Here is a 22,472-nt window from a genome sequence, read left to right on the forward strand (position 1 = left end):
CCACGGCGGCCCGCGCCGCGCACTTCAGGCGAAGAGATCCGCCGCGCCCGCGACCGCCTCGGTGCAATCGATCAGCCGGCCCTGGCCGGTGATGAAGGCGCAGCGCACCGGCTCGCCGGGCTGCAGCGCCATCACCGCCTCGCGATAGCGCCACAGCTGCTGCAGGTAGTCCGGGTTGCGCTGCGGCGCCGGATTCAGCTTGTAGTCGAGCACCCACCAGGTCCGCGCGCCCGCGGCGTCCTGCCGGCAGACGAGCCGGTCCAGGCGCATGTCGTGCCCGTTCCAGCTCAGCGGCACCTCGTTGCCGTGCCAAGCCAGCGCGTGGCCATCGAAGAAGGCGGCGCAGTCGGCGCTGCCCAGGATCGCCTTCACGCTGCGCTGCAGGCGCTCGTCGCGACGCGCGTCGAGCCCGTACATCTGGGCCGCCGCCGCCATCAGGCGCTCGAGCGCGTGATCGCGCCCTCGCGGGCCGCTGTGCCACTCCAGCACGCGATGCAGCGCCTCGCCGAGCGCGGCGCTTTCGTCGACCTCGTCCGGGCTCTGGCCGACCTCGGCGCCCATCCCATCGACCGCCTCGGCGGGCAGCGGCGCGACGCGCGGCAGCACCTTCAAGCGGGCCACGGCGGCAACGCCATCGGCATGCGAGGCGACAGCGGCATGCGCGGCACGAGCGGCACGAGCGGCACGAGCGGCACGAGCGGCACGAGCGGCATCCTCAGCGTTGGCGGCATCGACATCCACACTCGCGTCGAGCTCCGGCACCGCCAGCGGCGCCGCGTGCGGCTGCACCCGCGCCCACCAACTCGCCGATGCGCTCTGGCGCTTGGCCGGCGTGCGGCTCAGCAGCAGCCGATGACGCGCCCGGGTCATGGCGACATAGAGCGCGTTCAGCTCCTCGCGCTGGCGCTGCTCCTTTTCGTCGTCGAGCAGCGCTTGCAGCGACGGCGGCGGTTTCGCCTCCGAGACGATGAAGGCCACAGTTCGCGGCACCGGCTCCTGCACCGGCCATGAGATCGCCAGCGCCATGCTTTCGGCGCGCGCCGGCCCGGCTTCCGCGTCCATCAGGACCACGACCTTGGCCTCCAGGCCCTTGGCGCCATGCACCGTCAGCAGCTGCACCGCATCGGGCTCGGCGGGCGCGGCCAGCTTCAGCGCGCGGCTCTTCAGCGCGCGCACGAAGCCGTACAAGCCGGCGTAGCGACCACCATCGAGTTCCAGCGCCAGCGCCAGCAGCGCCTCCACCGCATGCAGCCGCGCACGGCGCTCGCTGGCCGGCACGGCGGCGGCCAGGCGAGCCATCAGGTCGCCCTCGTCAACGATCGCATCCAGCAGGTCGTGCGGGCTGCGCAGCGCGGCCACCGACGCCCAGCGCGACAGCAGGCCCTGCGCGCGTCGCAGCGCCTCGCTCAGCGACGCCGGCTCGGCCTGCAGCAGGACCTCCCACCAGGAGCGCGTGACCGGCCCGGTCGAACTGACTGCGGATTCGTCACTGTCCGCCGAGCCGTTCGGCGGCGCGTCGTCAGCCAGAGGCGCTTCATCGACCGCGGGCGTCGACCGGCGCGCTTGCGGCGGCTCCTGGCCGAGCCAATGCGCGGAGCGCGACGCGGCCGCGAGCCACAGCAGGTCGGCCTCGGTGGCGCCGAACAAGGGGCTGCGCAGCGCATGCGCCAGCGACAGCTGATGCCCGCTGGACGCCAGCGCATCCAGCAGCGCGAGCAGGTCCCGCACATCCGGCGCGTCGAGCAGCGCCATGTCCTCCGGCGCCGCATGCGCGATGCCCAGGCCCTTGAGCACCTGCGCCAGCACCCGCAGCCCTTCGCGCTTGCGCGCCAGCACGAACACGTCGCCCGGCTGCACCTGGCCGTCCCTCAGCAACGCCGCGATGCAGGCGGCGATGCGCTGGGCCTCCGCTTCACGGCGATGCAGTTCCGGCTCGCGCCGCGGCTCGGTCAGGCTCGGGCGCCAGGTGTCCGCGTCGCGCGTGGCCGCCGCGGATTCCGCGTCGTCCGCCTCGTCGCCCGCGATGAAGTGGACGCCATCCAGCGGATCGCCGCCGCCCGCCTCGGTGGTGTGGGCCCGGAAGCCGGTGTACTGCTGCGCCAGGCTGGCCTGCTCGAACACCGCGTTCACCGCCGCCAGCACCGGCGCCGAGTTGCGCCGCGTGTGGTCGCAGGCCAGCAGCACGCCGTCCAGGCCTTCGCGCACGAAGTCCCGCGCCGCGGCGAAGACGCGCGGTTCGGCGCGTCGGAAGCGGTAGATGCTCTGCTTGGGATCGCCCACGATGAACACCGAGGGCGGACGTTGTCCGCTGGCGCCGCCCCCGGCGCCGACATAACCCGACAGCCACGCGTACAGCGCGTGCCACTGCAGCGGGCTGGTGTCCTGGAATTCGTCGATCAGCAGGTGTCGCACCTGGCTGTCCAGCCGCTCCTGCACCCAGCCCGACAGCTCGGCGTCGCCGAGCAGCGCCAGCGCGCCGCGCTCGAGGTCGTTCATGTCGACGAGGCCGCGCTCCCGCTTCAGGCGCTCGAAGGCCTCGAGCAGCGTCAGCGCGAGCCCGCACATCTGCTGGTGCCAGGCGCGCGCGTCGGCCTGGTCCAGCGCCAGCTGCAGCCGGGCGAGCCGGTCGCCCAGGTCGAGCAGCAGCGGCGAATCGCCCAGCGCCTTCACCAGCGTGCCCTTCTGCGTGAACAGCTCGGCGCGCACCGCGGCGAGCGCGCGGGCCTCGGCCAGCGGCTCGTTCCGCGGCGCCGACAGCGCCATCTCCAGGGCCACTGCCGCGGCCTTCTGCGTCTTGTTGCGCCCCTGCCCCAGCTCGGCGGCCAGCGCCTGCAGCTCGCCGCGCATCGCGGTGAAGGCGTCGATCGGATCGGCGAACGCGGCCAGTTCGGGCACCACCTCGGCCGCCGTCGGCACGCTGTCCATCAGTCGACCATGCGCCTGCGCCAGGCGCAGTTCAACGCGCTTGTCGAAGGCCGCCATCAGCCAGTCCTGCAGCTTGTTGCGGCCGTGGACCAGGCAGAGCTCGCGATAGATCGCCAGCAGCGATTCGTCCGCCAGCACGGCCGCGTGGAAGCGCTGCCAGAGCTCGGGCATCAGGTCGGTCTCGTCCTCCAGCAGTTGCAGCTCGGGCGACAGCCCCTGCGCGCGCAGCAGTTCCAGCGGCGCGGCGCGCAGCAGCTGGGAGAACCAGGCGTGGAAGGTGCGGATCTCCACTGGCCGCGCTTCCTGCAGCAGGCGCTGCTGCAGCGTCGCCAGCCGCGGAGCGAGCGCCTCGGCCTGGGCCTGCGGCAGGCCGCGCTGGCGCAGCGCGAGCACGCGGCCCGCGTCGTCGCAATGGGCGAATTCATGCAGCCACTCGTTCAGGCGGGCGCGCATCTCGCCGGCCGCCTTGCGGGTGAAGGTGATCGCGACGATGTCCTGCGGCCGGGCGCCGTCCAGCAGCGCGCGCAGGATGCGCGACACCAGCATCCAGGTCTTGCCCGCACCGGCACAGGCCTCGACGACGACGCTGCGTGCCGGATCGCAGGCCAGCGCGTAGAAGCGCTCGCGCGCGACCGGCGCGCCATCGAGGGTGTAGGCGGCCGCGGTGCCGGCGAAGGCGCCGGTCGCGAGGTCGGTCGTCATGTCCGTCGAGCCGGTCACGGCGCGGCTCCTTCCCAATCGTCGCGACGGCACAGGCCGCGCATCTCGCAGTAGGCGCAGGCGACGCCCTCGCCCAGCGCGGGCAGCGGATCGCCCGCGTGGATGGCCATCAGGTCGCCGCGCAGGCCGTCCAGCATGACGGCGGCGGTGGTGGCGACGTCCTCGTGCTCGATCGGGGTGATGCCCTTTGAATCGTCCAGGGCCAGGTATTGCGCGCGGAGCGGTGCGTTGGAGCCCGAATGCCCCATCAATACGGCATAAACGGCGAGCTGCGTATCCTCGAGCGGATTCGCGACCTTGTCCTTGAGGCCCTTGACGCTGCCGGTCTTGTAGTCGACGAGCAACTGCCCCTCGGGCGACTCGTCCACCCGGTCGATGCGGCCCAGCAGCGCCAGGTCCTCCAGCGCCGGCTCGATCCCGGCCCACGGACGCACGCGGCGATCGACCTCGCCGCGCTCGAAGCGCTGTCCCTCGGACTCCCGCTCGGCCAGCCAGTCCAGGTAGGCCGGCAGGAAGCGCGCGAAGCTCGCCGAATACGGCAGGAACTCCGCCGGCGCCAGCCCCAGCTCGCGCATCTGGTCCTGCGCCGCGCGCTGCAGCCGCGCGGCGTCGTCGAGCGCCGGGTCGAGTCCCTCCGCCCGCTCGGTGTGGAACTGGTGCAGCACCGCATGCAGCCAGGTGCCGTAGTCGCGCTTGTCGGCCTGGACCTCGAGCTCGTTGGCCTCGCGCAGCCCCAGCAGCACGCGGGCGAAGAACTGGTACGGGCACTGGCGCAGCGACTCCACCGCGCTGGCGCTCAGCGCCGCGGGCAGCCGCCCGCCGGCGCGCGCCGCGGCGCGGTCCGCCGGCGCGGCCTGCACGGCCACCTCGATGCGAGGATCGCGCCACGCCGGCAAGCTCGCTCCCACCGCCCGCAGCGCCAGTTCGAGCCGCTCCAGCAGCGGACTGGCCGCCAGCGGCTCGCTGCCCAGGTGACCGCGGCGCAGCAGCGTCACCGCCGGCGCCCGCAGCAGCTGCGCGAACTGCCAGGCGAGCGCCTGGCGCTTGTCCTCGGCGGTCGGCAGGCCCAGCTGGCGCGCCAGCCCGTCGCCGATCAAGGCCGGGCCGGGCGGCACCGGCCCGAGCGTCGCGGCGTCCGCGCCGGGCAGCACGATGGCGCCGAACGGGCGCAGCATCGTCCGCGCGAGCGGCGTGATCATGACCTGCAGCCCGCCCTCCAGCGGCGGCTTGTACTCGCCCGCCTCGAGCGTCTGCGACACCCAGTCGACGAACTCCGCCGCGCTCAGCTGCGCCTCCCGCAGCACCGCCTCGTGCCCGGATCCCGGCCAGGGCGTCTTGCTCAGCCAGAGCGCATCCAGCACCTGCGGCCCGCCGGCCGGCTGGCGCTTGAGCTGCTCGTCGGCGCCGAGCTGCTGCAGCGTCTGCGTCAGCGCGGCGATCCATTGCTCGAGCGCCTGCGCGCCGCGCAGCTGCAGCGGCGCCAGCGCCTCGCGCGCGGCCGTCCACAGGCGCGCGCTGCCGGCGGGCAGGCGCTCGGTGCGCACCGCCTGCGGCGAGGACCAGCCGCGCTTGCGGCAGTGGCCCTCCAGCGCGCTCAGCGACGCGCTACCGCCGTGTTCCCGCAGCGACGCGGCCAGCGGCGTCTTCAGCCAGGCCAGCCACTCGTCGACCGTCGCCTCGCGCCGCGCCGCGCGCAGCAGCGCCATCAGCTGCGCGGCCGGCGCGGTGGTGGCGAGCGTCCAGCCGGTCTCGTCCTTGATGCCCAGGCCCTGCCGCTCCAGCAGCGCGCGCACCCGGCGCAGTAGCACGCGGTCCTGCGCGATCAGCGCGACCGGCGCGCGCCCGGCCTGCAGGTGGTCCAGCACCGACGCGGCGCTGCACTGCGCGAGGTCCTCGAAGTCCTCGCAGACCGCCTGCTCCAGCCGCCCGACCGGCGCGCCGCCGTCGAAGGCCGTGTCCAGCGGCAGGTCGGCGTTCAGGCGCAGGCAGGGGATGCCGGCCGCCTCGGCGCTGGCCAGCAGCGCCTCGGCCAGCGCGTCGGGCCCGCCGCATTGCAGGTGGAGCCAGGCGCTGGGGCGCAGGTGGAAGAGCGCATCGGTCGCCGGCGCGCGGCCGTCGGCGGCCGCCCATTCGAGCGCCACCGCCAGCAGCGCGCGCTCCAGGTGACCGACGCCGCCCTGCTGCGCCAGCGCCAGCCGGCCGTCGTCCCAGAAAGCCGCGCGCCGCGCCGGATCCCGCAGCGTCGCCTCGCGCGCCAGCGCATGCGCGGACTCGACCAGCCGCAGCACCGCCGCGTCGTGGGCCCGCGGGTCCTGCTCGCGCAGCGCCTCGGCCCAGCTCTGGCTTCGCAGCAGCGCGCGCGCGGCCAGGGCGTCGATGGCGGCGTCGCCGGTGATCTGACGGGCCTGCGGGAGCGGGCTCGGGCCCAGCGCCGACGCCAGGCTGCGGGTCGTCTCGATGCGCGGCTGCCAGCGCGAGAGCTTCATCCAGGCCAGCCGGGCCGGCTGCAGGTGCTGCGCGAAGGGCAGCAGCAGCACCGCGTCGCGGGCCGCCAGGCCGCTCGCCTCCAGCCACTGCGCGGCGCGGCGCGCGACGCCGTCCCAGATCGCGGCACTGGTGTGGGCGGGCAGCAACGGGAAGTCGACGGTCGCCGTCGCGCGCGGGAGCGACGGCGGCAGGTCCGGAGCGGACGTCATCCGGGGCATCGGCGGGGGCGACTGAGGCGTCAAGGCGGTGGCGGACTCTGGCGAATGAGGGATTGAAGGCTGGGACGGCGGCATTCCGCGAATCGCGACGATAGCGAAATCCTCGGCCCCCGCGCCTTGAGATCCGCCCTGCGCACCGTCATGTGGCTGGAGCGCCTACTCGGGCCGAGGTTTCCGGGCTTGTGTGAGAATCGTCGCTCGCCCTGCAACCCTGGGGCTCCCGAGGCGGCACATATTGTCGCCCGGCCGGCCGCCCATCCCGAGGCATCCGCCCGGCAGGGACATCACGCAAGGACCATCTCCATGAGCAGCGAACAGATCAAACACATCTCCGACGCCTCGTTCGACAGCGACGTCATCCAGTCCGACAAGCCCGTGCTGGTGGACTACTGGGCCGAGTGGTGCGGCCCCTGCAAGATGATCGCCCCCATCCTGGACGAAGTGGCCAAGGACTACGGCGACCGGCTGCAGATCGCCAAGCTGAACGTCGACGACAACCGCGAGGTGCCCGCCAAGTTCGGCATCCGCGGCATCCCGACGCTGATGCTGTTCAAGGGCGGCCAGCTCGCCGCCACCAAGGTCGGCGCCCTGTCCAAGGCCCAGTTGACGTCGTTCCTGGACGCCCACCTATAATCATCCGATCCGCCGGGGCCCATGCGGCTCCGGTGGACAACTTGCCAACACGCCCTCCCGGGCAGCGCGGCGTCCTCGGACGCCGTCGACGTTCCGGGTGAGCGCGTGGACTCGGCGCCCAAGTCTCCACGCATCCTCTCCGTCCGCAGCAACGCGGCAGCGCGTCCCTTGGGCTCGCCGTTGTTTGTGTCCCTGGCCTTGGCAGGCCCTGGACGACAGACCGGGTCAACCCCCCCATGCATCTTTCTGAACTGAAGGCGCTTCACGTCTCCGCCCTGATCAAGATGGGCGAAGAGCTGGAGATCGACAACGTCGCTCGCATGCGCAAGCAGGAGCTGATGTTCGCGATCATGAAAAAGCGCGCCAAGGCCGGCGAACAGGTCTTCGGCGACGGCGTGCTGGAAGTGCTGCCGGACGGCTTCGGCTTCCTGCGCTCGCCCGAGACCAGCTACATGGCGTCCACCGACGACATCTACCTGTCGCCGAGTCAGATCCGCCGCTTCAACCTGCACACCGGCGACATGATCGAAGGCGAGGTTCGAGTCCCCAAGGACGGCGAACGCTACTTCGCGCTGGTGAAGGTGGACCGCGTCAACGGCCTGACGCCGGAGGAGTCCAAGCACAAGATCATGTTCGAGAACTTGACGCCGCTCTTCCCGAAGGAGCAGTTCAAGCTCGAGCGCGACATCCGCGGCGAGGACAACATCACCAGCCGCATCATCGATCTGATCGCCCCGCTCGGTAAGGGCCAGCGCGCGCTGCTCGTCGCGCCGCCCAAGTCGGGCAAGACGATGATGATGCAGCACCTGGCGCACTCGATCGCGGCCAACTATCCCGACGCCCACCTGATGGTGCTGCTGGTGGACGAGCGCCCCGAGGAAGTGACCGAGATGCAGCGCACCGTGCGCGGCGAGGTCATCAGCTCCACCTTCGACGAACCGGCCGCCCGCCACGTGCAGGTCGCCGAGATGGTCATCGAGCGCGCCAAGCGCCTGGTCGAGCTGAGAAAGGACGTGATCATCCTGCTGGACTCGATCACCCGCCTGGCCCGCGCCTACAACAACGTGCTGCCCAGCTCCGGCAAGGTGCTGACCGGCGGCGTGGACGCCAACGCGCTGCAGCGCCCCAAGCGCTTCTTCGGCGCGGCGCGCAACATCGAGGAAGGCGGCTCGCTGACCATCATCGGCACCGCGCTGGTGGACACCGGTTCCAAGATGGACGAGGTGATCTACGAAGAGTTCAAGGGCACCGGCAACTGCGAGATCCACCTGGATCGCCGCATGGCCGAGAAGCGGGTCTACCCGTCGATCCTGCTGAACAAGTCGGGCACGCGCCGCGAGGAACTGCTGCTCAAGCCGGAGATCCTCCAGAAGGCCTGGATCCTGCGCAAGCTGCTCTACCCGATGGACGAGATCGAGGCGATGGAGTTCATCCTCGACAAGATGAAGTCCTCGAAGAACAACCACGACTTCTTCGACATGATGCGCAGAGGCGGCTGATACCGGCCCTGCCAAGGACTTCACGGAAGCCGCCCTCTGGGCGGCTTCCTTCATTTCAGCTATACTCCACGTTTTTCCGCTGTCGACAAGTGCACTGCAAGGGGCGGTGTGGCTGGCGGCACTGCAGCGAGGTAAGCGAGATGGCCAAAGAAGGCATTCACCCCAACTACCGTGACGTGGTCTTCGTGGACCAGTCCAACGGCGCCCAGTTCATCATCCGCTCGACGGTGGTGACCAAGGAATCGATCAAGCTGGACGACGGCCGCGAACTGCCGCTGGTCAAGCTGGAAACCTCCAGCGAATCGCACCCGTTCTACACCGGCACGCAGAAGAGCGTCGACAGCCTGGGTGGCCGCGTCGAGAAGTTCCGCAACAAGTTTGCGAACCTGCGCAAGAAGGCCTGAGCGCCCTCCCCGACCGGATGCTCTCCGGTCCCCGCGAAGAAGGCAGCCACACCGGCTGCCTTTTTTCATGGCGCCGCGCGGCGTCACGCCTTCCGGCCCGCCGGTGCCGCGTCGCTCCCGCCCGGGACAGCGCGTCGCGGCCCTCGAGCCCTTTACCGTGCGCTGTCAGCAGAGTCGTCCCGAGGGCACCGAAGCTGCGGCATGATGCGCACCGGCATTCACAACGACAACGAGACAGACGCGCATGAATCTGCCCACCCCGGCCGTCGTGGCCGAGCGCAGCACGCACCCGATCCCTCGCTGGGCCCTGCTGCTGCTGTGCGCGGCCTACGTGCTGCCCGGCCTGTTCGGCCGTGACCCGTGGCGCAACGCCGATCTCACCGCCTACGGCTTCATCGCCAGCATCGCGCAGGGCCACGCGCCGTGGCTGCAGCCGGCGATCGCCGGCCTGCCTGCGGATGGCGGCCTGCTGCCCTACTGGGTCGGCGCGCTGGGCATCAAGCTGCTGCCCTTCCTGGAACCCTCGGTGGCGGCACGCATCCCCTTCGGTCTGATGCTGGCGGCGGTGCTGGCGCTGGCCTGGTACAGCTGCCTGCACCTGGCCCGCACCGAGGCCGCCCAGCCGGTCGCCTTCGCCTTCGGCGGCGAGGCCCATGCGGTCGACTACGCCCGCGCCATGGCCGACGGCTGCCTGCTGGCGCTGATCGCCAGCGTCGGCCTGCTGCGCCTGGGCCACGAGATCACGCCCGAGATCCTCCAGTTGCTGGGCATCACCCTCTTCGTCTACAGCCTCGCGGCGCTCCCCTTCCGCAGAGGGAAGGCGCGCGCCGCGATGTTCACCGCGCTGCCGGTGCTCGCGACCAGCGGCGCGCCGGCCGTCGCGCTGGCGCTGTCCATCGGCGCGCTGTGGCTGTGTTACCGCTCGACCTACGAGGACGCCCGCAAGTTCCTGCCCTGGATCCTCGGCGCGATGGCGCTGGCGGCACTCGTGGCCTGGCCGATGCACGGCTGGGCCTGGCGCGTCAAGGCCAGCGAACGCAGCGTGCTGGACTGGCTGCGCCTGCTGGGCTGGTTCTGCTGGCCGGCCTGGCCGCTGGCGGCCTGGTCGCTGTGGCGCTGGCGCTCGCACCTGATGCGGCGCCACCTGTCCGTGCCGCTGTTGGCCTCGCTGGTACCGCTGCTGACCAGCCTGCTGATGGGCGCCGACGACCGCGCCATGCTGCTCGCGCTGCCGCCGCTGGCGGTGCTGGCGAGCTTCGCGCTGCCGACCTTCCAGCGCAGCGCGAGCGCGCTGCTCGACTGGTTCTCGGTGTTCTTCTTCACCGCCGGCGCGATCTTCCTGTGGCTGTACTACACCGCGCTGCAGGTTGGCTGGCCGGCCAAGTTCCTGGCCAACGTCCGCAAGCTGGCCCAGGGCTATGAGCCGGAATTCAGCCTGCTCACCTTCGTGCTGGCCCTGCTGGGCACCCTGGCCTGGTTGTGGCTGGTGCGCTGGCGCACCGCCCGCCACCGCCACGCGATCTGGAAGAGCCTGGCGCTGCCGGCCGGCGGCGTGGCGCTGGCCTGGTTGCTGGCGATGACCCTGGGCCTGCATCCGCTGAACTACGCGCGCAGCAACAAGCCGCTGGTCGACCGCATCGCGGCGCACGTGCCGAGAGATGTCGACTGCATCGCCGCGCCGAGCCTGCCGACGCATGCGCTGGCCGCGCTGGAGTTCCAGGGCCACTGGCGCGTCGATGCCACCCAGAACCTGGCCGCCACCGCCTGCTCGATCGCGATCTCGGTGCAGGCCGAAGGCACGCCGACGCCGCCGAGCGGCTGGAAGGTCCTGGGCGTCGTCCGCCGCCCGACGGACCGCTTCGCCACCTACCTGGTCATGCAGAAGGACCGCTGAGCCTTCCCGACGCCGCCGCGCCTCAGAGCCCTTCGCCGCCCGCCAGCGCCGCCGGGGCGGCCTCATCCCCCATCGCCGGCGAATCCGCCAACCGGACGCGCGTGGCCGGGAACTTGAGCCGGAAGCTGGAGCCCTTGCCCGGCTCGCTGTCGATGCGCAGTTCCCCGCCATGGCGCTGGACCACGTGCTTGACGATGGACAGTCCCAGCCCGGTGCCGCCGGTATCGCGCGAGCGGCTGCCGTCGACGCGATAGAAGCGCTCCGTAAGCCGCGGCAGGTGCTCGCGCGCGATGCCGGGGCCGTTGTCGATCACCGAGATCTCGCCGCCATGGTCCGGCGTCCAGCGCCATTGCAGCTCGATGCGGCCGCCTTCCGGCGTGTAGCGCACCGCGTTGCTGACCAGGTTGGCGATCGCGCTGAGGATTTCGGTCTCGACGCCCGCCAGCTCGACGCCAGTCTGGCGCTCGCAGACCAGTTCATGCCTCCCGTTGGACAGCGCCTGCGCGTCGGCGCCGACGCGCGCCAGCAGCGGATCCAGCGCGATCCAGTGATCGGCGGCCGGTCGCGGGCTGCCCTCGAGCTGCGCCAGCGTCAGCAGATCGCCGACCAGGGTCTGCATCCGCGTCGTCTGCTGCTGCATCAGGTGCAGCACGCGCTTGCGCTCGGCTTCGGTCAACTGCAGGCTGGCCATGGTCTCGATGAAGCCGGCCAGCACCGTCAGCGGCGTGCGGATCTCATGCGACACGTTGGCCACGAAATCACGCCGCATCGCCTCGTTGCGCTCGCGGTCCGTCACATCCAGCGACAGCACCAGCTTGCGCGACTCCCCGCCGACGCCGTAATCGCGCACCAGCACCTGCAGCGTGGATTTCGCGCGGGTGTTGGTCAGCGTCAGCGGCTGCTGGAAGTTGCCGTTCTGCAGGTAGGAGACGAAGGCGGGATACCGGACCAGGTTGGTGATCCGCTGCAGCTTGTCGCGCTGCGGGTCCAGCGAGAAATGGTCGCCGGCGACGACGTTGCACCATTGGATGTGGTCCTGGCCGTCGAGCAGGATCACGCCATTGGGGGAAGCCTCGATCGCCAGCAGGAACTGCTCGAGCTGCTGGCGCTCGCGGTCGTAGCGGCGCTCCCGGTCGCGCAGGCCGCGTTCGACGCGGTAGGCCATCTCGCCCCACAGGCCGCCAAGCCGGGGCGCGTCGTCGTTCTGGTCGCCGCGCAGCCAGGTCACCAGCCGATGCGCCCGCGCCGCGTCCCAGACGGCCATCAGGATGACGGCCGCCGCCGCGGCCAGCGCCGCCGCCAGCTGCGGCATCCGCATCCATTCCCCCAACCAGTAGCCCAGTCCCCCCGCCACGCCGGTGCCCAGCACCAGCATCAGCACCCGCGACAACATCCATGCCATGGACGCGTCCTCAGGCCGACAGGGCGCTGCTTTGCTGGGTCAGTCGGTAGCCGGCGCCGCGCACCGTTTCGATCATGCGGGCGCAGCTGACCTTCTCCAGCGCCTCGCGCAGGCGCTTGACGTGGACGTCAACGGTGCGCTCCTCGATGAACACGTGGTCGCCCCAGACGCGGTCCAGCAGCTGCGAGCGGCTGTGCACGCGCTCCGGGTGCGTCATGAAGAAGTGCAGCAGGCGGAACTCGGTCGGGCCGAGCTTGACCTCCACGCCCTCGCGGCTGACGCGGCGCGTGCCCGGGTCCAGCACCAGGCCGCCGACCTCGACCGCCGTGTCCAGTGCCTCGGGCGCCTTGCGGCGCAGCACCGCGCGGATGCGGGCCAGCAGCTCGTTGGTGGAGAACGGCTTGGTCAGGTAGTCGTCGGCACCGGCATCCAGGCCGGAGACCTTGTCGACCTCCTCCGCGCGCGCCGTCAGCAGGATGATGGGCAGCTCGCGGGTGCGGGTCGCGCCACGCCATTGGCGCGCCAGCGCCAGGCCGGTCTGGCCCGGCAGCATCCAGTCGAGCACGACCAGATCCGGCAGCACGCGGTCCACTTCCAATTGCGCCTGCTCGGCATTGCCGGCCAGCGTGACCTCATAACCGGCGTGGCGCAGGTTGATGGAGATCAGTTCAGCGATGGCGGATTCGTCCTCGACGACCAGGATGCGACTCATGCGGGGTAACTCCTCTTATTCGGTCCCGCCGGTCCTGGCACCCCGATCGGGGCCGGGCCGCACGGGAGGATCGCGATCGGTGCTCAGCGCACCATGTGCTCGACGGCGTCGGGCGTGTTGTGGCGGACGTCGGTGCCCTTGACCACGTAGATGATGACCTCGGCCAGGTTCTTGGCATGGTCGCCCACGCGCTCGATCGCCTTGGCCACGAAGACCAGGTCGATCGACGACGAGATGGTGCGCGGGTCTTCCATCATGTAGGTGATGAGCTTGCGCATCAGGCCGTCGAACTCCTTGTCGATCTGGTCGTCGGCCTTGAGCACCTCCAGCGCGCGGTCCACGTCCAGCCGCGCGAACGCGTCCAGCGCCTTGCGCAGCTGCGCGGTGGCCAGCTCGGCCTCGTACGACAGGTCCGACATCGGCAGGCGCAGCCGGCTGGACACGCCGGTGTTGATCAGGCGCTGCACGGTGCGGGCGATGCGGGCGGCCTCGTCGCCGACGCGCTCGAGGTTGGCGATCGTCTTGGACACGGCGATCAGCAGGCGCAGGTCGCGCGCCGTCGGCTGGCGGCGGGCGATGATCGTCGACAGGTCGCGATCGATCTCGATCTCCATCGTGTTGACGATCTCTTCCTGCTTGAGGACGTGGCTGGCGATGTCGCCGCTGAAGGTGCCCAGCGCCTCGACGGCCTGCGCGACCTGCGATTCGACCAGGCCGCCCATCTCGAGCACGCGGGTGGAGATGCCGCTGAGTTCGGCGTCGAATTGGGTGGACAGATGCTTGTCAGTCATGGTCTTCGCTCCCCTCTGATTAACCGAAACGACCCGTGATGTAGTCCTCGGTGTCCTTGCGCTTGGGCTTCATGAAGAGCTCCGCGGTCGGTCCGAATTCGATCAGGTCGCCCAGGTACATGTAGGCGGTGTAGTCCGAGCAGCGGGCGGCCTGCTGCATGTTGTGGGTCACGATCGCGACGGTGTAGTCGTGCTTGAGCTCGTGGATCAGCTCCTCGATCTTGCCGGTGGAGATCGGGTCCAGCGCCGAGCAGGGTTCGTCCAGCAGCAGCACTTCCGGCTTGATGGCGATGCCGCGCGCGATGCACAGGCGCTGCTGCTGGCCGCCCGACAGGCCCGAGCCGCTCTGGTTCAGCTTGTCCTTGACCTCGTTCCACAGCGCGGCCTTCTTCAGCGCCCACTCGACGCGCTCGTCCATCTCGACGCGCGACAGCGTCTCGAACAGCCGCACGCCGAAGGCGATGTTGTCGTAGATCGACATCGGGAACGGCGTCGGCTTCTGGAACACCATGCCGACCTTGGCGCGGATCAGCGACACGTCTTCCTTGCTGGTGAGGATGTCCTCGCCGTCCAGCAGGATCTGGCCTTCGGCGCGCTGCTCCGGATAGAGCTCGAACATCCGGTTCAACGTGCGCAGCAGCGTGGACTTGCCGCAGCCCGACGGCCCGATGAAGGCGGTGACCTTGTTCTCGGGGATGTCCAGGTTGATGTTCTTCAGCGCGTGGAAGCTGCCGTAGTAGAAGTTCAGGTTTTTCACCGAGAGCTTCGCCTTCTCGGTCACCGGCATGTCGACTTTGACGTCCATGTTGTTTCTCGATTCGTGGGATTCGTTGATCGTGAGGCGCCGGAGCATGCGGCTCCGGCGGCAGTCAGCCGGTCAATGCTTTTCCTTGAACAGCACGCGGGCCGCGATGTTGAGCAGCAGCACGCCGATGGTGATGATGAAGACGCCGGCCCAGGCGAGCTTCTGCCAGTTCTCGTAGGGGCTCATCGCGAACTTGAAGATGGTCACGGGCAGGCTGGCCATCGGGCTGCCCAGCGAGCTGGTCCAGAACTGGTTGGACAGCGCGGTGAACAGCAGCGGCGCGGTCTCGCCCGAGATGCGGGCCAGCGCCAGCAGCACGCCGGTCACGACGCCGGCGCGCGCCGCTTTCAGCGTCACGGTCAGGATGACCTTCCACTTGGGCGTGCCCAGCGCGTAGGCGGCTTCGCGCAGCGCGTTGGGGATCAGGCTCAGCATGTTCTCGGTGGTGCGGATCACCACCGGGATGACGATCAGCGCCAGCGCCAGGATGCCGGCCAGCGCCGAGAACGACTTCATCCGCGTGACGACGACCGTGTAGATGAACAGGCCCACGACGATCGACGGCGCCGACAGCAGGATGTCGTTGATGAAGCGCACCGAGGCGCCGAGCCAGGTCTTCTGGCCGTACTCCGCGAGGTAGACACCCGCCAGCACGCCGATCGGCGTGCCGACGCAGGTCGCCAGGCCGACCATCAGCAGCGAGCCGTAGATCGCGTTGGCCAGGCCGCCCTCGTCCGCCATCGGCGGCGGCGTCATCTGCGTGAAGGTCGCGATCGTCAGGCCGCCGACGCCCTGGATCAAGGTCTCGAGCAGGATCCAGATCAGCCAGACCAGGCCGAATCCCATCGCGCCCATCGACAGCGTCAGCGCGATCTGGTTGACGCGCTTGCGCTTGTTGTACATCGCCAGGCGCTTGGCGTTGGTGGCGCTCATGAGCGGGCTCCCTCGTTCTTCTTGAGCTTGTTGAGCAGGACCTTGGAGAACGCCAGCACCACGAAGGTGATGAAGAACAGGACCAGGCCCAGGTAGATCAGCGAGGCCTGGTGCAGGCCGGCGCCGGCTTCGGCGAATTCGTTGGCCAGCGCCGAGGTGATGCTGTTGGCGGCCTCGAAGACCGACAGCGAGTTCAGCTGGTTCATGTTGCCGATCACGAAGGTGACCGCCATGGTCTCGCCCAGCGCGCGACCCAGGCCCAGCATGATGCCGCCCACGACACCGGTCTTGGTGTACGGCAGCACAACCTTCCAGACCACTTCCCAGGTCGTGGAGCCCAGGCCGTAGGCCGACTCCTTGAGCATCGCGGGCGTGACCTCGAAGACGTCACGCATCACCGAGGCGATGAACGGGATGATCATGATGGCCAGGATGATGCCGGCCGAGAGGATGCCGATGCCCACCGGCGGGCCGGACACCAGCGCGCCCAGGTAGGGCACGCCGCCCAGCAGGGATTGCAGCGGCTGCTGCACGTAGGTCGCCAGGATCGGCCCGAACACCAGCAGGCCCCACATGCCGTAGACGATCGACGGCACCGCGGCCAGCAGCTCGATGGCGATGCCCAGCGGGCGGCGCAGCCAGCCCGGCGCGAGCTCGGTCAGGAACAGCGCGATGCCGAAGCTCACCGGCACCGCGATCAGCAGCGCGATCAGCGAGGTCATCAGCGTGCCGTAGATCATCACCAGGCCGCCGAACTTCTCCTGCACCGGGTCCCAGTCCGCGGTGATCAGGAAGTTCAGGCCGAACTGCTTGATCGCGGGCGCGGCCCCGATCAGCAGCGAGCCGATGATGCCGGCCAGCAAGGCCAGCGTGAGCCAGGCCGCGCCGTGCGTCAGCGCCGAGAACACGGTGTCGGCCCAGGGCGCGACGCGTCGGCGCTGGGGCGGACGGCCGTCAGGCTGGGCGCGCTCCTGGCCGCGATCTCGGTCGATGGAATTGGCTGGAAGTATTGCGGCCACGGGGCCTCCGCTGGGAGTGTCTGGAATTCTTGTGCGAAAGCCCGGTGGCCGCGACGCGGGTCACCGGGCTGTGTCGTCAGGCGAGGATCACTTGAAGCTGACGGCCTTGCCCGAACCGTCCTTCACATGATCGGCCCACTGCTTGCGGACCAGATCCTTGACGGCGGCCGGCAGCGGCACGTAGTCCAGCTCGTCGGCGGTCTTGTCGCCCTGGGTGTAGGCCCAGTCGAAGAACTTCAGCGCGGCGGCGGCCTGGGCCGGCTTGTCCTGGGCGGCGTGCATCAGGATGAAGGTCGCGCCGGTGATGGGCCAGCTGTCCTTGCCGGCCTGCTCGGTCAGCACCTGGTAGAACGATTCGTTCCACTTGGCACCGGCGGCAGCGGCCTTGAAGGCGTCGTCGCTGGGGCTGACGAAGTTGCCGGCGGCGTTCTTCATCAGCACGTAGGTCATCTTGTTCTGCTTGGCGTAGGCGTACTCGACGTAACCGATCGAGTTCGGCAGGCGGGTCACGAAGGCCGACACGCCTTCGTTGCCCTTGCCGCCGGCGCCGGTGGGCCAGTTCACGGCGGTGCCTTCACCGACCTTGGACTTCCACTCGGCATTGACCTTGGACAGGTAGTTCGTGAACAGGAAGCTGGTGCCCGAGCCGTCGGCGCGGCGGACCACGGCGATGGCGGCGTCCGGCAGCGCCACGCCCGGGTTCAGGGCGGCGATGGCGGGGTCGTTCCACTTGGCGACCTTGCCCAGGTAGATGTCGCCCAGGATCTGGCCGTTGAGCTTGAGCTGACCGGGGGTGATGCCCTTGACGTTGATGACCGGCACGACGCCGCCGATCACGGTCGGGAACTGGATCAGGCCGTCCTTGGCCAGTTGCTCGTCCTTCAGGGGGGCGTCCGACGCGCCGAAGTCGACGGTCTTGGCCTGGATCTGCTTGATGCCGGCGCCAGAACCCACCGACTGATAGTTGATGCGGACGCCGGTGGCCTTGTTGTAGGCGTCAGCCCACTTGGCGTACACGGGGGCCGGGAAGGAGGCACCCGCGCCGGTCACCTCTTGAGCATGGGCCACGGAGAACATCGCGGCGCAAGCGGCGAACAGCAGGCCAGCACGCAGTTGATTCATGGTCATTCAGTCCTATCGCTTGGTTGGTTGGCGAACGGAGCGGATGCTATGACCTCAATGTGACACATCCGTGACGCTGACCCCGGGTCGGAAAAATCTCGTTACGGAGAGCGTCCCAGAGGAGAAATGGCGCTTGGGCGGCCGGGTCGCGGCCATTGTCATATTCGATTCACCCCGCTGTCATCTTCGTTCCAGGGCCCGCCAGACCGCGCAGAAAACCCTTTCGACGACGGTGTGGGCCCGTGCTGGGGCGATGAGTCGGAAAAAAGCCGCCGACGCTTTCGCGCCGGCGGCTCTCTTTTTCACGTTCCGGACTGCCCGGAGCGGCGCGTGCCGCCCAGGCTTCCGAGGCTCAACTGCGGATCGCGTCGGCCAGACGTTCCGCGCAACGTTGCGCCAGCCCGGCATCGCTCGCCTCGACCATGACGCGCAGCAGCGGCTCGGTGCCGGACTTGCGGATCAGCACCCGGCCACGATCGCCCAGTTCGGCCATGACTTCGGCCTCGGTGCGGGCGAGCGCCGGGTTGCTCTTCCAGTCCTGCTGGTCGGCCTGCAGGCGCACATTGATCAAGGTCTGCGGGAACAGGGAGACGCCGTCCAGCAGGTCGACGAGGCGGCGGCCGCTGCGGCAGACGGCTTCCAGCACCAGCAGGCTGCTGACGATGCCATCGCCCGTGGTGTGACGGTCCAGCGCCAGCAGGTGACCGGAGCCCTCCCCGCCGAGCTGCCAGCCGCGAGCGGCCAGTTCCTCGAGCACGTACCGGTCGCCCACCTTGGCGCGCACGAACTCGACATCCCGCTGGCGCAGCGCCAGCTCGACCGCCATGTTGGTCATCAGCGTGCCGACGGCGCCCGGGACGCGCTCTCCGCGCGCCAGGCGATCCGCCACCATCACGTACAGCAGCTCGTCGCCGTTGTAGAGACGGCCGTCGCCGTCGACCATCTGCAGGCGGTCGGCATCGCCGTCCAGCGCGATGCCGTAGTCGGCCTGATGCTCCTTGACGGCGGCGACCAGGGCCTCGGGCGCCGTGGCGCCGACCTTGTCGTTGATGTTGTAGCCGTCCGGCTTGTTGCCGATGGTGATCACTTCCGCGCCCAGTTCGTGGAACACGGACGGAGCCACCTGGTAGGCGGCGCCGTGCGCGGCGTCGACCACCAGCTTCATGCCACGCAGGCTGAGGTCGCCGCTGAAGCTGGCCTTGCAGAACTCGATGTAGCGGCCCTGTGCGTCGTCCAGGCGGCGCGCCCGGCCGAGGCTGGCGGAATCCACCCAGACCGGCGGCTCGTCCAGCACGGCCTCGACGTCGAGCTCCCAGGCATCGGGCAGCTTCTCACCCTTGGAGGAAAAGAACTTGATGCCGTTGTCGGCGAAGGGATTGTGGGAGGCCGAGATGACCACGCCCAGGTGCTGCCGCAGCGCCCGGGTCAGGTAGGCGACGCCCGGGGTCGGCAAGGGACCGGTCAGGAGGACGTTGACGCCGGCGGAGGCAAAGCCCGCCTCGAGCGCCGACTCGAGCATGTAGCCGGAGATGCGGGTGTCCTTGCCGATCAGGACACTGGGCTTGGCATAGCTGCGCTTGAGCACCCGGCCCACCGCATGGCCCAGCCGCAACATGAAGTCAGGCGTGATGGGGGTACGGCCAACGGTCCCGCGGATGCCGTCGGTCCCGAAATACTTGCGGCTCATTGAAGCAACCTCCTGAGACTTCCCAATCGTGAATCCGCGGATTGTCGCCGAAGCCGTATCGGGCCCTCCTCGCCCAGGATGGGGGCCCGCAATCGGGGGATGGGGGATGCGGGATGGGGGGGTGGACCGGGAACGACGCGGGCCGTTCATCCTTGTGGGGCGCCGAAAGCCTGCCAGACCTTGAGCGCGTCGACCGTGGCGCCGACATCGTGGACGCGCACGATCCGCGCGCCCAGGGCCACCGACGCCAGCGCCGCGCCAATGCTGGCCGGCAGGCGCTCGTCGACGGCCCGCCCCGTCACGGCCCCCAAGGTCGATTTGCGCGACCACCCCACCAGCAGCGGCCGCCCCAGCGACAGCAGCTCGCGCTGCCGGCACTGCAGGCTCAGGTTCTGGTCGACCGTCTTGGCGAATCCGTATCCCGGATCGAGCGTGATCCGCTCGGCCGCGACGCCCTGCGTGATCAGATGCCGCATCCGTTCATCCAGGAACGCCGACACCTCGGTCACGACATCCGCGTAGTCGGTCAGCTGCTGCATGCCGGCGGGCTCGCCCCGCATGTGCATCAGGCAGATGCCGGCGCTGCCATGTTCCGCGAGCAGCGCATCGGCGCCCTCATCCCGCAGCGCCTGCACGTCGTTGATGATGTCGACGCCCAGGTCCAGGGCCCGGCGCATCACCTCGGTCTTGCAGGTGTCGACGGAAACCGGGACGCCAAAATTCAGCACCGCCCGCATGACCGGCTCCAGGCGACGCCATTCCTCGTCGGCGTCGAGCCGGGGAGCGCCGGGCCGCGTCGATTCGCCGCCCAGGTCCAGGATGTCGACGCCCTCGCCCAGCAGTCGCTCGCAGAAGTCGATCGCCTTGGCCGCCTCGGCATGCTGCCCGCCGTCGGAGAACGAGTCGGGCGTCACGTTCACGATGCCCATCACCAGCGGGCGCTCCGTCAGGTCGAGATCGAAGCGGGTGGTTTTCCAGAGCGAGGCAGCAGTCATGGGCGGCAGGGCATCGGGCGCGCGGCGGCACGCTAGATCGCGCTGGGAACTGCCACGCCAAGCGGACAGTATGACGGAAGCTGCGGAGGTGCGGCGCCAACGGCCCGCTAACGGCTCGCTAATGGTCCGTCGTGAACTTCGCCGGGCGGAAAGCAGAAAGGCCGGTCTCTCGACCGGCCTTTCAAAGGGATAGCCCCTGGTGCGTTGACTGCCCGACGATCAGGCGGCAGCGGGAGCGCTGCCCGTGTTCACCGCGGGGGTGCCGCCGCTGTCCGACTTGTTGGCCGGCGGCGTCCAGTCCTTGGGCGGACGCGGGGGGCGGTTGTCCATGATGTCGTCGATCTGGTCGGCGTCGATGGTTTCCCATTCGAGCAGCGCCGTCGCCATCGCGTGCATCTTGTCCTTGTGCTCCTCGATCAGGTTGCGAGCGATGGTGTACTGCTCGTCGATGATCTTGCGGATCTCCTGATCGACCTTGCGCATGGTCTCTTCCGACATGTTGGTCGTCTTCGTCACCGAACGGCCGAGGAACACCTCGCCTTCGTTGTCCGCGTAGACCATCGGGCCCAGCTCATCGGTCATGCCGTAGCGGGTCACCATGTCGCGGGCGATCGCCGTGGCCCGCTCGAAGTCGTTGCTGGCGCCGGTCGTCATCTGGTTCATGAAGACCTCTTCCGCGATGCGGCCGCCGAACAGCACCGAGATGGTCGAGAGCATGCGCTCCTTGTCCATGCTGTAGCGGTCGCCTTCCGGCAGCTGCATCGTCACGCCCAGCGCGCGGCCGCGCGGGATCACCGTCACCTTGTGAACCGGATCGGTCTTGGGCAGCAGGCGCGCCACCAGCGCGTGGCCGGCTTCGTGATAGGCGGTGTTCTTGCGCTCTTCCTCGGGCATCACCATGGACTTCCGCTCGGGGCCCATCATGATCTTGTCCTTGGCCTTCTCGAAGTCCTGCATGTCGACCACCCGGCCATTGCGGCGGGCGGCGAACAGCGCGGCTTCGTTCACCAGGTTGGCCAGATCGGCACCGGAGAAGCCCGGGGTGCCGCGCGCCAGGATGTCGGCGCGGACGTCCTGGCCGACCGGCACCTTGCGCATGTGCACGTTCAGGATCTGCTCGCGGCCGCGGACATCCGGCAGCGTGACGTACACCTGACGGTCGAAGCGGCCCGGACGCAGCAGCGCCGGGTCGAGGATGTCCGGACGGTTGGTCGCGGCCATCACGATGACGCCCAGGTTGGTGTCGAAGCCATCCATCTCGACCAGCATCTGGTTGAGGGTCTGCTCGCGCTCGTCGTTGCCGCCGCCCAGGCCGGCGCCGCGATGGCGACCGACCGCGTCGATTTCGTCGACGAAGATGATGCAGGGCGCGCTCTTCTTGGCCTGCTCGAACATGTCGCGCACACGGGCCGCGCCGACACCGACGAACATCTCGACGAAGTCCGAACCGGAGATCGTGAAGAACGGCACCTTGGCTTCACCGGCGATGGCCTTGGCCAGCAGCGTCTTGCCGGTGCCGGGAGGGCCGACCAGCAGGACGCCACGCGGGATGCGGCCGCCCAGCTTCTGGAATTTCTGCGGGTCCTTCAGGAAGTCGACGAGCTCCTTCACTTCCTCCTTGGCCTCGTCGCAACCGGCGACGTCGGCGAAGGTGGTCGTGTTGTTGGCTTCGTCGAGCATGCGTGCCTTCGATTTGCCGAAGCTGAACGCACCGCCCTTGCCGCCGCCCTGCATCTGGCGCATGAAGTACACCCAGACGGCGATCAGCAGCAGCATCGGGCCCCAGCTGAGCAGGATGCTCATCAGGACCGAGGGCTCTTCGCGGGGCTTGGCGTCGAACTTGACGCCGTAGTTGATCAGGTCGCCGACCAGGCCGCGGTCCATGTAGGGCGCGGTGGTGCGAAGCTTGTTGCCGTCACCGGTCGTTGCCTGGATCTCGGTGCCTGCAGGGGTTTCCTGCAGCACCACCTGCTTGATGCGCTTGGCGCGGACTTCTTCAAGGAAGTCCGAGTAACCGATCTGAGTCCCCTGGGTTGCGCTGCGATCGAACTGCTTGAAGACGGTGAACAGCACCAAGGCGATCACCATCCACACAGCCACTTTCGAGAACCACTGATTGTTCACCGCGACTCCTTTGTCATTCCATCACCGCCGACCCATGGAAACAGCCTCGGGCAGCGGACTTTCACGGCATATGGGGCGGATTCTAGGCCAGTCAAGTCCCAC

The 22,472-nt window shown here is 69.3% G+C and carries 16 protein-coding genes; 4 read left to right on the plus strand and 12 right to left on the minus strand.

Translation table 11 applies throughout. The features are described from left to right. Window positions 1–24 precede the first annotated feature (24 nt). Window positions 25–3,645: a UvrD-helicase domain-containing protein gene (locus tag FHT37_RS08270; protein ID WP_183480104.1), complete on the minus strand. Its 3,621-nt coding sequence runs from the start codon at window positions 3,643–3,645 to the stop codon at window positions 25–27. Then, window positions 3,642–6,341: a PD-(D/E)XK nuclease family protein gene (locus FHT37_RS08275; protein WP_183480106.1), complete on the minus strand. Its 2,700-nt coding sequence runs from the start codon at window positions 6,339–6,341 to the stop codon at window positions 3,642–3,644. Before FHT37_RS08275 ends, FHT37_RS08270 begins: the two co-directional genes overlap by 4 nt. Before the next feature lie 312 nt (window positions 6,342–6,653). On the opposite strand from FHT37_RS08275, the gene trxA reads away from it, so the two are divergent. The 4 genes from trxA to FHT37_RS08295 all read left to right on the plus strand — a co-directional run bounded on the left by trxA (window position 6,654) and on the right by FHT37_RS08295 (window position 10,780). Next, window positions 6,654–6,983 (plus strand): thioredoxin TrxA, encoded by a 330-nt coding sequence (gene trxA, locus FHT37_RS08280; protein WP_088383781.1) that lies wholly within the window; start codon window positions 6,654–6,656, stop codon window positions 6,981–6,983. Window positions 6,984–7,219: 236 nt separating this feature from the next. Next, the gene (gene rho, locus FHT37_RS08285) at window positions 7,220–8,482 is read left to right on the plus strand and encodes a transcription termination factor Rho (protein ID WP_091733634.1); all 1,263 of its coding nucleotides are present in this window, start codon (window positions 7,220–7,222) and stop codon (window positions 8,480–8,482) included. Window positions 8,483–8,622: 140 nt separating this feature from the next. Then, window positions 8,623–8,886, plus strand: a complete 264-nt coding sequence (locus tag FHT37_RS08290; RefSeq protein WP_091733632.1) for a type B 50S ribosomal protein L31 — start codon at window positions 8,623–8,625, stop codon at window positions 8,884–8,886. 244 nt (window positions 8,887–9,130) lie between these two features. After that, complete coding sequence (locus FHT37_RS08295; RefSeq protein ID WP_091733630.1) at window positions 9,131–10,780, plus strand: hypothetical protein; 1,650 nt, start codon at window positions 9,131–9,133, stop codon at window positions 10,778–10,780. A 22-nt stretch (window positions 10,781–10,802) separates the two neighbouring features. On the opposite strand, the gene phoR is transcribed toward FHT37_RS08295, so the two are convergent. From phoR to ftsH, 10 genes are all read right to left on the minus strand, one after another. Beyond that, window positions 10,803–12,182 (minus strand): phosphate regulon sensor histidine kinase PhoR, encoded by a 1,380-nt coding sequence (phoR, locus tag FHT37_RS08300; protein WP_183480108.1) that lies wholly within the window; start codon window positions 12,180–12,182, stop codon window positions 10,803–10,805. A gap of 10 nt (window positions 12,183–12,192) precedes the next feature. Then, window positions 12,193–12,894, minus strand: coding sequence for a phosphate regulon transcriptional regulator PhoB (gene phoB, locus FHT37_RS08305; RefSeq protein WP_091733626.1), 702 nt, complete (start codon window positions 12,892–12,894; stop codon window positions 12,193–12,195). Between the two features lie 83 nt (window positions 12,895–12,977). Then, window positions 12,978–13,685 carry a phosphate signaling complex protein PhoU gene (gene phoU / locus FHT37_RS08310; protein WP_091733624.1) on the minus strand — a complete coding sequence of 236 codons (708 nt, stop codon included), beginning with the start codon at window positions 13,683–13,685 and terminating at the stop codon, window positions 12,978–12,980. Window positions 13,686–13,704: 19 nt separating this feature from the next. Beyond that, complete coding sequence (gene pstB, locus FHT37_RS08315) at window positions 13,705–14,490, minus strand: phosphate ABC transporter ATP-binding protein PstB (RefSeq protein ID WP_091733906.1); 786 nt, start codon at window positions 14,488–14,490, stop codon at window positions 13,705–13,707. Window positions 14,491–14,562: 72 nt separating this feature from the next. After that, window positions 14,563–15,423, minus strand: a complete 861-nt coding sequence (pstA, locus tag FHT37_RS08320; RefSeq protein ID WP_091733622.1) for a phosphate ABC transporter permease PstA — start codon at window positions 15,421–15,423, stop codon at window positions 14,563–14,565. Then, on the minus strand, window positions 15,420–16,442 hold the full coding sequence (gene pstC, locus FHT37_RS08325) for a phosphate ABC transporter permease PstC (RefSeq protein WP_404932678.1): 1,023 nt from the start codon (window positions 16,440–16,442) through the stop codon (window positions 15,420–15,422). Before pstC ends, pstA begins: the two co-directional genes overlap by 4 nt. A gap of 87 nt (window positions 16,443–16,529) precedes the next feature. Continuing rightward, window positions 16,530–17,564, minus strand: coding sequence for a phosphate ABC transporter substrate-binding protein PstS (gene pstS, locus FHT37_RS08330; RefSeq protein ID WP_409072693.1), 1,035 nt, complete (start codon window positions 17,562–17,564; stop codon window positions 16,530–16,532). A 352-nt stretch (window positions 17,565–17,916) separates the two neighbouring features. Further along, window positions 17,917–19,251, minus strand: coding sequence for a phosphoglucosamine mutase (glmM, locus tag FHT37_RS08335; RefSeq protein ID WP_091733620.1), 1,335 nt, complete (start codon window positions 19,249–19,251; stop codon window positions 17,917–17,919). Between the two features lie 146 nt (window positions 19,252–19,397). Beyond that, window positions 19,398–20,246 (minus strand): dihydropteroate synthase, encoded by an 849-nt coding sequence (gene folP, locus FHT37_RS08340; protein ID WP_183480112.1) that lies wholly within the window; start codon window positions 20,244–20,246, stop codon window positions 19,398–19,400. 219 nt (window positions 20,247–20,465) lie between these two features. Beyond that, on the minus strand, window positions 20,466–22,370 hold the full coding sequence (gene ftsH / locus FHT37_RS08345; protein ID WP_147240354.1) for an ATP-dependent zinc metalloprotease FtsH: 1,905 nt from the start codon (window positions 22,368–22,370) through the stop codon (window positions 20,466–20,468). Window positions 22,371–22,472: the final 102 nt, after the last annotated feature.

The sequence above is a fragment of the Mitsuaria sp. BK037 genome (assembly GCF_014193045.1).
Taxonomy (GTDB): domain Bacteria; phylum Pseudomonadota; class Gammaproteobacteria; order Burkholderiales; family Burkholderiaceae_C; genus Roseateles.